Genomic DNA, 12,829 nt, shown 5'->3' with positions numbered 1-12,829 from the left:
GCGGGCGGTAGGCGGTTCCGGCGGCGCGGAATGCGGGATGTCCCACGTCCGCGCCACCGGATCGCCCGAGGGGTGCGTCAGTGCCGCTCGTCCGGCCGTGCGTCCCGCTCGTCGGCCGGCCGGTCGTACGCCGAGGTGCCCTCGTCCAGCAGGGGGCGCTGCTCCTTGAGGTGGGCGGGGGCCAGGACGCGCAGTACGTGGTAGCCGGAGAGCACCACGATCGTGCCCAGGGCGATGCCGCCCAGCTGGAAGTCGGCGCTGATGCGCAGGTCGACCCCGCCGACGCCGATGATGATGCCCGCGGCGACCGGTACGAGGTTGAGCGGATTGCGGAGGTCCACCTTGTTGTGCACCCAGATCTGGGCGCCGAGCAGGCCGATCATCCCGTACAGGATGACGGTGATACCGCCCAGCACCCCGCCGGGGATCGCGGCCACCACCGCGCCGAACTTGGGGCACAGGCCGAAGAGGAGCGCGAAGCCGGCCGCCGCCCAGTAGGCCGCGGTGGAGTAGACCCGGGTCGCCGCCATCACGCCGATGTTCTCGGAGTAGGTGGTGTTGGGCGGGCCGCCGAGCGCCGTGGAGAGCACCGAGGCGGCGCCGTCCGCGGAGATCGCGGTGCCGAGCTTGTCGTCCAGCGGGTCGCCGGTCATCTCGCCGACCGCCTTGACGTGTCCGGCGTTCTCCGCGACCAGCGCGATCACCACCGGCAGCGCGACAAGGATCGCCGACCACTGGAAGGCGGGCCCGTGGAAGGACGGCAGCCCGATCCAGTCCGCCTTGCCGACCGCCGAGAAGTCGAGCCGCCAGTGGTCGACGACCTTGCCGGCGCCGTTGACGGAATGGATCATTCCGAAGGCCCGGTCGAAGATCCAGGAGATGGCGTAGCCGAAGACCAGCCCGAGGAAGATCGCGATCCGCGACCAGAAGCCGCGCAGGCACACCACCGCGAGCCCGGTGGCCAGCATCGTCAGCAGCGCCACCCACTGGTCCTGCGGCCAGTACGTACTCGCCGTCACCGGCGCCAGGTTGAAGCCGATCAGCATGACGACGGCGCCGGTGACCACCGGCGGCATCGCGGCATGGATGATGCGCGCGCCGAACCGCTGGACCGCCAGGCCGATGAGGAACAGCACCACACCGACCACCAGGACCGCGCCGGTGACCGTCGCGCTGGTGCCGCCCTGCGCCCGGATGACGGCCGCGACGCCCACGAAGGAGAGCGAGCAGCCCAGATAGGAGGGCACCCGGCCGCGGGTGGCCAGCAGGAAGATGACGGTGGCGACACCGGACATCATGATGGCGAGGTTGGGGTCCAGGCCCATCAGCACCGGGGCGACGAAGCTCGCGCCGAACATCGCGACGACATGCTGTGCGCCGAGGCCCGCCGTCCGCGGCCACGACAGCCGCTCGTCCGGTCCGACCACCGCTCCGGGGGCCGGGTTGCGCCCGTCGCCGTGTACGGTCCAGCGCACACCGAGGCCCATGACTGCTCCAGTCTTCATGAGGTGTTCACAGGGGGACGGAAAGCATTCTAAGCAGCCGCTTACGATGGCTCGGGCTCATCACAGCAGCCCCACCGGTGCCACGCGTACCGGTCACCGCACCAGGAAAACCAGGAGCATCAGCAGTGAGCGTCGAACCCCTCCAGGCCGCCGACCCCGTCCCCTACGGGCAACTGGTCCCCGTCACGGTCCACTTCGACGACCTCGACGCGCTCGGCATGCTCCACAACTCCCGCTACCCGCTGCTGGTCGAGCGGGCCTGGGCCGAGTACTGGCACGGCTTCGGCTTCGGGTTCGACGGCGACTGGGCCGCCGCCGGCGACATGTGCAACGTGATCAAGGAGATGCGGGTCTCCTACGAGCGGCCGGTCACCAGCGCCGGCCGCTTCGCCGCGCACCTGTGGGTCGAGCGCCTGGGCCGTACCGGGCTCACCTACGGCTTCCGGATCTGCGACGCCGACGGGACCGGGACCTACGCACACGGCCACCGGGTGCTCGTCCGCGTCGACGCCGGGACGCTGCGCCCCACCCCCTGGTCGGACCGGGCCCGCGCGATCGCCGCGGACCTGCTCAAGCCGGAGACGGCGGGCGCGGCGGCGGACGCCGCCTGACGCGCGGCGGTCAGGACCGCTCCAGATCGCCGGTCACGGCCGCCGCGCCCCCGGACGCGGTACCGGACGGGACCCGCAGCACCCGGGCGCCCACGACCAGGCCGAAGGCCAGCGCCGTGACCAGCATGAAGGAGACGGTCAGCGAGGTCGCCTGGGCGATGCGCCGACGGCACCGGCCCGAACCGCGCCACCACCGTGTCGCCGGCCAGCCGGGCGGCGGCCATCGTGCAGGCGAAGGCGGTGGTGGAGGCGGCGGCCAGGCCCGCGTCGGTGCCTGGCGACGTCCGCCATGCCCGAGCTCGCGCCGTAGGCCAGCAGCGCCAGGCACAGCACGTGGACATCGGGGGAGAGGGCGGGCAGGAGCAGGGACAGAGTCCAGCAGGCGAGCAGTCCGCGGAGCGCGGTGCGGGCGCCGAAGCGGTGGCTGATCCGGCCCGCGAGCGGCATCGCCAACGAGGCGCCGATCGCGGGAAAGGCCAGGGCCAGGCCGAGTTGGCCGGGGGAGATGCCGGTGTGGTCCTGGATCCAGGGGATGCGGGTGGCGAAGTTTCCGGTGGCCGCGCCGTGCACGAGGAACACCGCGGCGACGGACCGGCGTGCGCGGCGCAGAACGGGGTGGGGGCGGGGGATGACGTCGGGAGCGCCGTTGTCAGCCATGGGCGGTAAATTATCGGGAACCCCGCCTGACAACACGGGAATCGGGTCGGCCACCGACTCCCCCAGTTCAAAGGCACTTTGGCGGCAGGACGCGGCTCCCGACCGTTCAGCGGGCCACCCGCTCCGCCAGGAATTCCGCATAGGTCCGCCGCCCGTCCGCGTGGTCCGGTGCGAGGTTCGCGCCCCGCCGCAGCGCCGCCATGCTCGCGCCGGGCAGCGGTAGCGGGAGCAGCAGCCGGTGCCGTCCGCCCGCCGCGAGGGTCAGGCGGGCCAGGTCCCGGAACTCCAGCGCCTCGGGCCCGCCCATGTCCGGCACCCGCCCGGCCGGCGCGCCGAGCGCCAACTCGGCCAGCCGGTCCGCCACTTCGCCCACGTCGACGGGCTGGATGCGGACCCCCGCCGGCACCGGCAGCACCGGTGACTTGGCGAGCGCCTTGACGATCCTGAGCACCAGGTGGTGGAACTGCGTCGTCCGCAGCACCGTCCAGCCGACGCCGGACTCCTCGATCAGCCGCTCCACCGCGAGCTTGGTGCGGTAGTAGCCGAGCGGGATCCGGTCCACGCCGACGATCGAGATGTACACGAGGTGCCGGATGCCCGCCCGCCGCGCCGCCTCGACCAGCCGCTCCGCCGCCTCCTCGTCGCCGCCCGTGGGGGCCGTGGCGCAGTGCACGACGGCGTCCACGCCGGCCACCGCGTCCGCCAGGCCGGTGCCGTCGCGCAGATCGACGGCGTACGACCGCAGCTGCGGGCGCGCGGTGCCCGTATGGGGCCGCCGGCTGAGCGACCGTACGTCGTGGCCGTCGCGGAGCAGCCGGTCGACCAGGGCGTGTCCGAGCGTGCCCGTGCCGCCGGTGACCAGAATTGTCGCCATCGCGGATCAGTCCTTGGGGTGGGAGGCGGGAAATCAGAGGGATACCGGCCTAATGACGGAACATCGGTGGCGGCTGCGACAGGCGACGCGCCGGGGTCTGTGAGGCAGCCCACAGGGCTTCGCTCGCATGGGTCACGATCAGCCGTGGCACACTGAGCGTGTACTGACATAAGAGCAGCAGCGCACTCCGGGGTCGGTGTAATTCCGAACCGGCGGTAACAGTCCGCGACCCGTCCGCAGCCAGCGGCCGGTTGAGCAGGTGAAATTCCTGCACCGACGGTGAAAGTCCGGATGGGAGGCAGTGCGCGGCGGGCGAGCTTCGGTACACCGCCGTCGGCGGCGCGTCCGGCCATGTTCCGGGCGAGCCCTCTTTTCCGGCCTCGGTGTCCCCGTGGCTCTGTTTCCGCTTCTGTCGTCCAGACAGCCCCGGAGTCCGTGCCCTGAGAGGCAGGAGGACCCGGTGGCCACCGCAGCCCCCGTAGAGACTGCGGCGATGCGCCGAGCCATCGAGCTCGCCGCCCGCGGCCTCGGGCGCACCAGCCCCAACCCGGTCGTCGGCTGTGTCGTCCTGGACTCCGAGGGCCGTACGGCGGGCGAGGGCTGGCACGAGCGGGCCGGCGGGCCGCACGCCGAGGTCCACGCGCTGCGTGCCGCGGGCGAACGGGCCCGGGGCGGCACCGCGCTGGTCACCCTGGAGCCCTGCAACCACACCGGGCGTACGGGACCGTGCGCCCGGGCGCTGATCGAGGCCGGTGTCGCCCGGGTCGTCTACGCCGTCGCCGACCCGAACCCGACCGCCACCGGCGGTGCCCTGGCCCTGGCCGAGGCCGGGATCGACGTCGAGGGCGGACTGCTCGCCGACGAGGCCGCGGCCGGCAACGAAGCGTGGCTGACGTCGGTGCTGCGCGGCCGGCCGTTCGTGCTGTGGAAGTACGCCGCCACCCTGGACGGCCGGATCGCCGCCGCCGACGGCACCAGCCGCTGGATCTCCTCGCCCGAGTCGCGGGCCGATGTGCACCGGCTGCGGGCCGCCGCGGACGCGGTGATCGTCGGCTCCGGCACCGCCCGCGCCGACGATCCGCAGCTCGGCGTGCGGATCGCCGGGCTGTCCGACGACGAGATCAGCCAGCCGCTGCGGGTGGTGGTGGACTCCGGCGCAACCGCCGTCAAGGCCGGCGCCCGCGTCCTGGACGGCACCGCGCCCACCCTGATCGCGGTCGCCGAGGACGCCGACGCGGCCCACCTCGAAGGGCTCGCCCCGATCGTGCGGCTGCCGCGCGCCGCCGAGGGGCGCGGCCTGCACATCCCCGCACTGCTCCAGGCCCTGCACGCACGCGATGTGCGCTCCGTACTGCTCGAAGGCGGGCCCACGCTCGCCGGGGCCTTCCTCGCCGCCGGGGCCGTCGACAAGGTCGTCGGCTATCTCGCGCCGGTGCTGCTGGGCGCCGGCCCGGCCGCCGTCGGCGACGCCGGAATCACCACCATCGCCCAGGCGTTGCGCCTCGATGTGACCGACACCGCCCGGCTCGGCCCCGACCTGCGCATCACCGCCACCCCCATTCGCCACTCCCGTCCCGAGGAGAACTGAAGTGTTCACCGGAATCGTCGAAGAACTGGGTGAGGTCGCCGCCATCGAGGACCTCGGTGACGCCGCCCGCTTCCGGCTCCGCGGCCCCGTCGTCACCGAAGGCGCGAAGCACGGTGACTCGATCGCCGTCAACGGCGTCTGCCTGACCGTCGTGGACACCGAAGGCGGGGAGTTCACCGCCGACGTGATGGCCGAGACCCTCAAGCGCTCCAGCCTCGGCGCGCTGACCACCGGCTCGCGGGTCAACCTGGAGCGCCCGATGGCGCTCGGCGGCCGGCTCGGCGGACACCTCGTCCAGGGCCATGTCGACGGCACCGGCACGATCGTCGAGCGCACCCCCGGCGAACACTGGGAGCTGGTGAAGGTCGCGCTGCCCGCCCAACTCGCCCGCTATGTCGTCGAGAAGGGCTCCATCACGGTCGACGGCGTCAGCCTCACCGTCGTCGAGGCCGCCGACGACTACTTCACCATCAGCCTCATCCCCACCACCCTCGCCCTGACCACCCTCGGCATCAAGCAGTCCGGCGACCCCGTCAATCTGGAGGTCGACGTGCTCGCCAAGTACGTGGAGCGGCTGCTCGGCCGGGGCTCCCAGGACACCGACGACCTCGCGGAGATCAAGGAGATGGACCGGTGAGCGTCCTGGACTGGCTGAACGGCCCCGCCTTCACGGCCTTCGGACAGCACGTCATCTGGTCCGACATGATCGGCAACACCATCGGCCTGGCCGCCCTGGCGCTCGGCTGGCGGCGCTCCATATGGACCTGGCCCGCCCAGTTCCTCTCCGGTGTCATCCTCGTCGCCGCCTACGCCTCCGCCCACCTCAGCGGCGGCGTCGGCAAGCAACTGCTGGTCATCGTGGTGGCGCTGTGGGGCTGGCGCCAGTGGCAGCGCGGCCGGCAGCAGGCGCAGGACGGCTCCGTCGCCGTGCGGTTCGCCGGCCGGCGCGAGCGCGGACTGCTGATCGGCGGGACGGCCCTGGGCACCGCGGCCGTCGGCGGCCTGTTCACCCTGATCCCCCAGCTGTCCTGGAACCCCTGGCCGGACGCCTACATCTTCGTCGGCACGCTCGCCGCGATGGTCGCGCAGGCCCGCGGTCTGGTCGAGTTCTGGTTCGCCTGGCTGCTGGTCGACGTCGTCGGCGTCCCGCTCGCCTTCAGCAGCGGGCTCGCCTTCTCCGGCCTTGTCTACGTCGTCTACCTCGCCCTCGTCGTGTGGGGCATGCGCGACTGGTGGCTGCGCTCGCGGAGCGCGGATGCCGGTCCTGTACTGGAAGGAGTTGCGGCATGACCGCATTGCAGAGCTGGTACGACGAGACCGAGGACGCATTGGTGCTGGATCCCGTGGAGCGCGCGATCGCGGACATCGCCGCCGGCCGGCCGGTCGTCGTGGTGGACGACGAGGACCGGGAGAACGAGGGCGACCTGATCGTCGCGGCGGAGATGGCCACCCCGGAGATCGTCGCGTTCATGATGAGCGAATGCCGCGGACTGATCTGCGCCCCGATGGAGGGCGCCGAGCTGGACCGGCTGGAACTCCCGCAGATGGTCGACCAGAACACCGAGTCGATGCGGACCGCGTTCACCGTCTCCGTCGACGCGTCCGCCGCGCACGGCGTCAGCACCGGCATCTCCGCCGCCGACCGCGCCACCACCCTGCGGCTGCTCGCCTCCGGTGCGGCGGTGCCCGGCGACTTCGTACGGCCCGGCCACATCTTCCCGCTGCGGGCCCGGCCCGGCGGCGTACTGGTCCGCAACGGCCACACCGAGGCGGGGGTCGACCTCGCGCGGCTGGCCGGACTGCGCCCGGCCGCCGCCATCGTGGAGATCGCCGGCGAGGACGGCACCATGCTGCGGCTGCCCGAGCTGGTCCCGTTCGCCCGCAAGCACGGGCTGGCGATCATCTCCATCGAGGACCTGATCGCCTACCGCCGGTCGTCCGAACCCACCGTCCGCCGCGAGGCGGAGACCCGACTGCCCACCGCCCACGGCGAGTTCACCGCATACGGCTACCGCTCCGCGGTCGACGGCGTCGAGCACATCGCGCTGGTCGCCGGCAATCTGGGCGACGGCGAGGACGTCCTGGTCCGGGTCCACTCCGAGTGCCTGACCGGCGACATCTTCCACTCGCTCCGCTGCGACTGCGGCCCCCAGCTGGACGCGTCGCTCCAGCGGATCTCCGAGGCCGGCCGCGGTGTGGTCATCTACCTCCGCGGCCACGAAGGACGCGGCATCGGGCTGCTGTCCAAGCTGCGCGCCTACGAGCTCCAGGAGCGCGGCCGGGACACCCTCGACGCCAATCTGGAGCTCGGGCTGCCCGCCGACTCGCGGGACTACGGCGCCGGCGCGCAGATGCTCCGGGACCTCGGCGTGCGCTCGCTGCGCCTGATGACCAACAACCCCGAGAAGACCGCCGCGCTGGTCCGGCACGGCCTCAAGGTCACCGGCCGCGAGCCGATGCCCGTCCAGGCCGGCGAGCACAACCTGCGGTATCTGCGCACCAAGCGCGACCGCATGGGGCACGACCTGCCCTGGCTCGATGCCTCCGGTACGAGCACCTGCGGCAACCAGTAACCCCCCCGTCAGCCAGATTCAGCACCATCACCCGTACGAGGAGAACCGTGAGCGGCAAGGGCGCACCCGAACTGACCGTGAAGAACTGTGGCGACCTGCGGGTGGCCGTGATCGCCGCGCAGTGGCACGAGCAGATCATGGACGGCCTCGTGGACGGCGCGCTGCGCGCCCTCACCGAGCTGGGCATCGACGAGCCGACGCTGCTGCGGGTGCCCGGCGCCTTCGAGCTGCCGGTGGTGGCCAAGGTCCTGGCCGGCCGCGGCTATGACGCGGTGGTCGCCCTCGGCGTGGTCATCAAGGGCGGTACCCCGCACTTCGACTATGTGTGCCAGGGCGTCACCCAGGGCCTGACCCAGGTCGCGGTGGACACCGGCGTACCGGTCGGCTTCGGCGTGCTGACCTGCGACACCGAGCAGCAGGCGCTGGACCGCGCGGGCCTGCCGGGATCCACCGAGGACAAGGGCCACGAAGCGGTCACCGCCGCGGTCGCCACCGCCGCCACCCTGCGCACCGTCTCGGAGCCCTGGCGCTGAGCGCCCGCCCCTCTCCCACCACCACCCTTCATACGAGGCGCTGCGCGCCGCCCGCCCGTCTCCCACCACCACCCTTCATACGAGGCGCTGCGCGCCGCTGTGACTGCACCGCGTAGGGTAGGCAACATCATGTCCAAGAAGACGTTCGAGGAGCTCTTCGCCGAGCTCCAGCAGAAGGCCGCCACCGGCGACCCCGCCACCTCCCGCACCGCCGAGCTGGTGCAGGCCGGTGTCCATACGATCGGCAAGAAGGTCGTCGAGGAGGCCGCCGAGGTGTGGATGGCCGCGGAGTACGAATCCGACGAGGCCGCCGCCGAGGAGATCTCCCAGCTCCTCTACCACCTCCAGGTGATGATGGTCGCCAAGGGCATCTCCCTCGACGACGTCTACGCCCACCTCTGATCCCGCCCCCGTTCCGCCGCCAACTCCCTTTAGCTGCAAAGGAATTCGCTCTCATGCTGCGCATCGCTGTCCCCAACAAGGGTTCACTGTCCGAGCCTGCGTCGGCGATGCTGCATGAGGCCGGCTACCGCCAGCGCAAGGACCGCAGGGAACTGGTCCTGGTCGACGCGGAGAACGAGGTCGAGTTCTTCTTCCTGCGCCCCCGCGACATCGCCGTGTACGTCGGTTCCGGCAGGCTCGACATCGGCATCACCGGCCGCGACCTGCTGCTGGACTCCGGTTCGCCGGCCGAGGAGATCCTCCAGCTCGGCTTCGCCGGCTCGACGTTCCGCTACGCCACCCGCCCCGGCACCGCCAAGGACGTCCGCGAGTTCGGCGGCATGACCATCGCCACGTCCTTCTCGGGCCTGGTGACCCGGCACCTTGCCGACAACGGCGTGGACGCCTCCGTCGTGCACCTCGACGGTGCCGTCGAGACCGCCATCCAGCTCGGCGTCGCCGAGATCATCGCCGATGTCGTCGAGACCGGCACCACCCTGCGCAACGCCGGCCTGGAGATCATCGGCGAGCCGATCCTCACGTCCGAGGCCGTGGTCATCCGCGGCACCGGCGCGCCGGACGACGACCCGAAGGTGCGCCAGTTCCTCCGTCGTATGCAGGGCGTTCTGGTGGCCCGCCGGTACGTGATGATGGATTACGACATCCGGGTCGAGCAGGTCGAGAAGGCCGTCGCGCTCACCCCCGGACTGGAGTCGCCGACCGTCTCCCCGCTGCACCACGAGGGCTGGGTCGCGGTCCGCTCGATGGTCCCGTCCAAGGACGCCCAGCGCATCATGGACGAGCTCTACGACCTCGGCGCCCGCGCGATCCTGACCACCGGCATCCACGCCTGCCGGCTCTGACATACCGCCGCCGGTACCCTCACGCCCCCTGACGGAAGACGACACGTGTCCGCGCCCGCGTCCCCCGCTGCCTCCCTCCCCGGCCTCCCGGTGACCTTCCGGCCGGCCCGCACCCGGGCCGTCCTGTACGCCGTCGGCATCGCCCAGCTCGTCGCCCTCGTGGTGATCGCGCTGCTGCTGCCGAAGCTGAGCGGCGGCGAGCGGATGAGCTTCGTCGCGGTCGGCGCCCTGGTGGCCGCCGTCCTCCTGCTGCTCGCCCGCCCCAAGGTGGTCGCGCGGCAGGAGGGCATCACCGTCGTCAACCTCACCACCACGCGCGAACTGGCCTGGGCCCAGGTGGTGCGCGTCAACCTCCGGGCCGGCGACCCATGGGTCCATCTGGACCTCGCCGACGGCACCAGCCTGCCCGCGATGGGAATCCAGCCCGGTATCGCGAAGGACCAGGCCATCCGCGACGCCCGCGCGCTGCGCGATCTCGCCGAGAGCCATGGTGCCGTCGACCACACGGCCGGGTGAGCCTGCCCTAACGCGGGCCCCGCTGTTTACTCTGTTCTCCGGAGTGCGCCCCGCACCCCGCCCCTCAGTGGGACCACGACAACCCGAGGAGTGACTCCCTCCGGCAATGGACGGATCGTCCTGTAGTACCTGCGCCGCCCCTCCCCATCCCCCGCATACGACGGAGGCGGCGGCATGACCGGCCCCTTGCTCCTGCTCGCGGCGGCACTCGCGCTGATCTTGGCCAACGGCTTCTTCGTGGCCGCGGAGTTCGGCCTCGTCACCGTCGAGAAGGCGGACGCCGAACGGGCCGCGGCCGGCGGCGACCGCCGCGCCGGCACCGTCGTCTCCGCGCTCCGCGAACTCTCCTTCCAGCTCTCCGGCACCCAACTGGGCATCACCATCACCTCGTTGGTGGTCGGTATGCTCGCCGAGCCCGCGCTGGCCCGGCTCCTGTCAGGACCGCTGCTCGCTACCGGCCTGCCCACGGGAGCGGTCCCCGGCATCGCGGTCGTCATCGGCATGCTGCTGGCCTCCGCCGTCCAGATGGTCGTCGGCGAGCTGGTGCCCAAGAACTGGGCGGTCTCCAAGCCGCTCCAGGTGGCCCGCTTCGTCGCCGGCCCGCAGGATGCCTTCTCCCGCTTCTTCCGGCCGGTGATCACCCTGCTGAACACCGTCGCCAACCGCCTGGTCCGCGCCCTGGGAGTGGAGCCCACCGACGAGCTGGCCTCCGCCCGCACCCCCGGCGAACTGGTCTCGCTGGCCCGGCACTCCGCCCGGGCCGGCGCCATCGAGCAGGACACCGCCGATCTGTTCGTGCGCACCCTCTCGCTCGGCGACCTCACCGCGGAGAACGTGATGACCCCCCGCGTACGGGTCAGCGCCCTCCAGGCGACCGCGACCGCCGAGGACGTCGTCAACCTCACCCGCGCCACCGGGCTCTCCCGCTTTCCCGTCTACCGCACCCGGCTGGACGAGATCGTCGGCATGGTCCACCTCAAGGACGCGCTCGCCGTCCCGGCCGAGGACCGGCTGCGCACCCCGGCGCTCCGGATAGCGGTGCCGCCGCTGCTGGTGCCCGAGACGCTCCCGGTGCAGCCGCTGCTGGAACGGCTGCGCAGCGAGCAGCCGATCGCGGTGGTGGTCGACGAGTACGGCGGCACCGCCGGTGTGGTGACCCTGGAGGACATCATCGAGGAACTCGTCGGCGAGGTCCGCGACGAGCACGACCGGGTGGACCTGCCCGAACTGGGCCAGGCCCCGGCCGAGGACGGCCGCCCCACGTGGGACGCCGACGGCGGCTGCCGGGTCGACACCCTGCGGCGGATCGGTCTGGAGGCCCCGGAGGGCCCGTACGAGACGGTGGCGGGGCTGGTCGCGCACATACTGGGCCGGATCCCGGCGCCCGGCGACACCGCGGAGCTCGACGGCTGGCGGCTGCGGGTGCGGCTGGTCTCGCACCACCGCGCCGAGCGGATAAGGCTGGTCCGGACGGCGCCCGCCGCCGAGAAGCCCCGGGAGCCCGTCGCGGCCGGTGCGGAGGTGGCCCGATGACCGTGGCCCAGCTCCTCTTCGCGGTGCTCCTGGTGCTCGCCAACGGCTTCTTCGTCGGGGCCGAGTTCGCCCTGGTGTCGGTACGCCGCAGCCAGATCGAGCCGCTGGCCACCCTGGGCTCCAAGCGGGCCCGCCAGGTGCTCCACGGCCTGGAGAACCTGCCGCAGATGATGGCCGCCGCCCAGTTCGGCATCACCGTCTGCTCCCTGACCCTCGGCGCGGTCGCCGAACCGACCGTCGCCCACCTCCTGGAGCCGGTCTTCGCGGCCGTCCGGCTGCCCCAGGCGCTGATCCATCCGCTCGGCTACGTCATCGCCCTCGCGCTCGTGGTCTTCCTCCACCTGGTCATCGGCGAGATGGTTCCCAAGAACCTGGCCATGGCCGCGCCCGAGAAGACCGCCCTGTGGTTCAGCCCGGGGCTGGTCGCCTTCGCCCGGCTGTGCCGCCCGGTCACCGCCCTGCTCGGCGCGCTGGCCCACGGGGTGCTGCGGCTCTTCCGGGTCGAGCCCAAGGACGAGGTCGAGGCGGTCTTCACCAGCGAGCAGCTGACCCATCTCGTCGAGGACTCCGGGCAGGCCGGCCTGCTGGACCCCGTCGAACAGGAGCGGCTGTCCGACGCGTTGGAGCTCGGCAGCCGTCCCGTCACGGACGTCCTCCTCGACCGGGCCGGGCTGATCACCGTCGACGTGACCGTGACGCCCCGTCAGGTGGAGGAGCTGACCGTGCGGACCGGATTCTCCCGCTTCCCGGTGTGCGCGCCCGGCGGCACGTACATGGGCTATCTGCACGTCAAGGACGTGCTCGACCTGGAGGAGCGGGACCGGGCGGTGCCGCAGCGCATCTGGCACCCGATGACCACCCTCCGCGCCGAACTGCCCCTGGACGACGCGCTGACCGCGATGCGCCGGGCCGCCTCCCATCTGGCGGCGGTGGCCGATCCGGCCGGGCGGGTGCTCGGCCTGGTGGCGCTGGAGGACGTCCTGGAGATGCTGGTCGGCGAGGTGCGCGATCCGGCCCACCGGACCGAGCCGGCGGCCGGCGCGGCACCGCGCCACGAGCGGGTGGGCGAACCGCGCGAGGGCTCGCCGCGGCCGGCGGAGGATCCGGCGCTGGCCGGCTGACCGGCCACCGGGCG

Annotated in this window: 13 protein-coding genes, 1 pseudogene and 1 riboswitch; of the genes and pseudogenes, 11 read left to right on the top strand and 3 right to left on the bottom strand. The window is 72.4% G+C overall.

The window, feature by feature from the left end; all coding sequences use genetic code 11:
• Positions 1 to 77 precede the first annotated feature (77 nt).
• On the bottom strand, positions 78 to 1,487 hold the full coding sequence (locus IEZ17_RS18480; protein ID WP_189301647.1) for a uracil-xanthine permease family protein: 1,410 nt from the start codon (positions 1,485 to 1,487) through the stop codon (positions 78 to 80).
• 143 nt (positions 1,488 to 1,630) lie between these two features.
• Here IEZ17_RS18480 and IEZ17_RS18475 point away from each other — a divergent pair, with 143 nt between their 5' ends.
• The gene (locus tag IEZ17_RS18475) at positions 1,631 to 2,116 is read left to right on the top strand and encodes an acyl-CoA thioesterase (RefSeq protein ID WP_189301480.1); all 486 of its coding nucleotides are present in this window, start codon (positions 1,631 to 1,633) and stop codon (positions 2,114 to 2,116) included.
• A gap of 261 nt (positions 2,117 to 2,377) precedes the next feature.
• Here the strand turns inward: IEZ17_RS18475 and IEZ17_RS44480 are convergent.
• Together IEZ17_RS44480 and IEZ17_RS18465 are read right to left on the bottom strand one after the other, a co-directional pair.
• Positions 2,378 to 2,773 (bottom strand): annotated as a pseudogene (locus IEZ17_RS44480) (MFS transporter); the annotation flags it as partial.
• 106 nt (positions 2,774 to 2,879) lie between these two features.
• On the bottom strand, positions 2,880 to 3,647 hold the full coding sequence (locus IEZ17_RS18465) for an SDR family oxidoreductase (protein ID WP_189301478.1): 768 nt from the start codon (positions 3,645 to 3,647) through the stop codon (positions 2,880 to 2,882).
• A gap of 178 nt (positions 3,648 to 3,825) precedes the next feature.
• A riboswitch (FMN riboswitch) is annotated at positions 3,826 to 3,956 on the top strand.
• A 184-nt stretch (positions 3,957 to 4,140) separates the two neighbouring features.
• On the opposite strand from IEZ17_RS18465, the gene ribD reads away from it, so the two are divergent.
• The 10 genes from ribD (at position 4,141) to IEZ17_RS18415 (ending at position 12,815) form a co-directional block, all read left to right on the top strand.
• Entirely contained in the window at positions 4,141 to 5,235 is a 1,095-nt protein-coding gene (ribD, locus tag IEZ17_RS18460) for a bifunctional diaminohydroxyphosphoribosylaminopyrimidine deaminase/5-amino-6-(5-phosphoribosylamino)uracil reductase RibD (protein ID WP_373299867.1), read from the top strand.
• 1 nt (position 5,236) lies between these two features.
• The gene (locus IEZ17_RS18455) at positions 5,237 to 5,872 is read left to right on the top strand and encodes a riboflavin synthase (RefSeq protein ID WP_189301474.1); all 636 of its coding nucleotides are present in this window, start codon (positions 5,237 to 5,239) and stop codon (positions 5,870 to 5,872) included.
• Positions 5,869 to 6,525 carry a nicotinamide mononucleotide transporter family protein gene (locus IEZ17_RS18450; protein ID WP_189301471.1) on the top strand — a complete coding sequence of 219 codons (657 nt, stop codon included), beginning with the start codon at positions 5,869 to 5,871 and terminating at the stop codon, positions 6,523 to 6,525. Before IEZ17_RS18455 ends, IEZ17_RS18450 begins: the two co-directional genes overlap by 4 nt.
• Positions 6,522 to 7,808, top strand: coding sequence for a bifunctional 3,4-dihydroxy-2-butanone-4-phosphate synthase/GTP cyclohydrolase II (locus IEZ17_RS18445; protein WP_189301470.1), 1,287 nt, complete (start codon positions 6,522 to 6,524; stop codon positions 7,806 to 7,808). The genes IEZ17_RS18450 and IEZ17_RS18445 overlap by 4 nt, the downstream gene beginning before the upstream one ends.
• Positions 7,809 to 7,855: 47 nt before the next feature.
• On the top strand, positions 7,856 to 8,341 hold the full coding sequence (gene ribH, locus IEZ17_RS18440) for a 6,7-dimethyl-8-ribityllumazine synthase (protein WP_189301468.1): 486 nt from the start codon (positions 7,856 to 7,858) through the stop codon (positions 8,339 to 8,341).
• A gap of 129 nt (positions 8,342 to 8,470) precedes the next feature.
• Positions 8,471 to 8,743, top strand: a complete 273-nt coding sequence (locus IEZ17_RS18435; RefSeq protein WP_046929067.1) for a phosphoribosyl-ATP diphosphatase — start codon at positions 8,471 to 8,473, stop codon at positions 8,741 to 8,743.
• Positions 8,744 to 8,796: 53 nt separating this feature from the next.
• Positions 8,797 to 9,645, top strand: coding sequence for an ATP phosphoribosyltransferase (gene hisG / locus IEZ17_RS18430; protein WP_189301466.1), 849 nt, complete (start codon positions 8,797 to 8,799; stop codon positions 9,643 to 9,645).
• 45 nt (positions 9,646 to 9,690) lie between these two features.
• Complete coding sequence (locus tag IEZ17_RS18425) at positions 9,691 to 10,161, top strand: PH domain-containing protein (protein ID WP_189301464.1); 471 nt, start codon at positions 9,691 to 9,693, stop codon at positions 10,159 to 10,161.
• A 174-nt stretch (positions 10,162 to 10,335) separates the two neighbouring features.
• Complete coding sequence (locus tag IEZ17_RS18420) at positions 10,336 to 11,694, top strand: hemolysin family protein (protein WP_189301462.1); 1,359 nt, start codon at positions 10,336 to 10,338, stop codon at positions 11,692 to 11,694.
• Complete coding sequence (locus IEZ17_RS18415; protein ID WP_189301460.1) at positions 11,691 to 12,815, top strand: hemolysin family protein; 1,125 nt, start codon at positions 11,691 to 11,693, stop codon at positions 12,813 to 12,815. Before IEZ17_RS18420 ends, IEZ17_RS18415 begins: the two co-directional genes overlap by 4 nt.
• The last annotated feature ends 14 nt before the right edge of the window (positions 12,816 to 12,829 follow it).

Source organism: Streptomyces albospinus, from assembly GCF_014648695.1.
GTDB classification, from domain to species: Bacteria; Actinomycetota; Actinomycetes; order Streptomycetales; family Streptomycetaceae; genus Streptomyces; species Streptomyces albospinus.
Note: the sequence above shows the minus strand (reverse complement) of the source record. Positions and strands in the feature narration are given on the sequence as shown.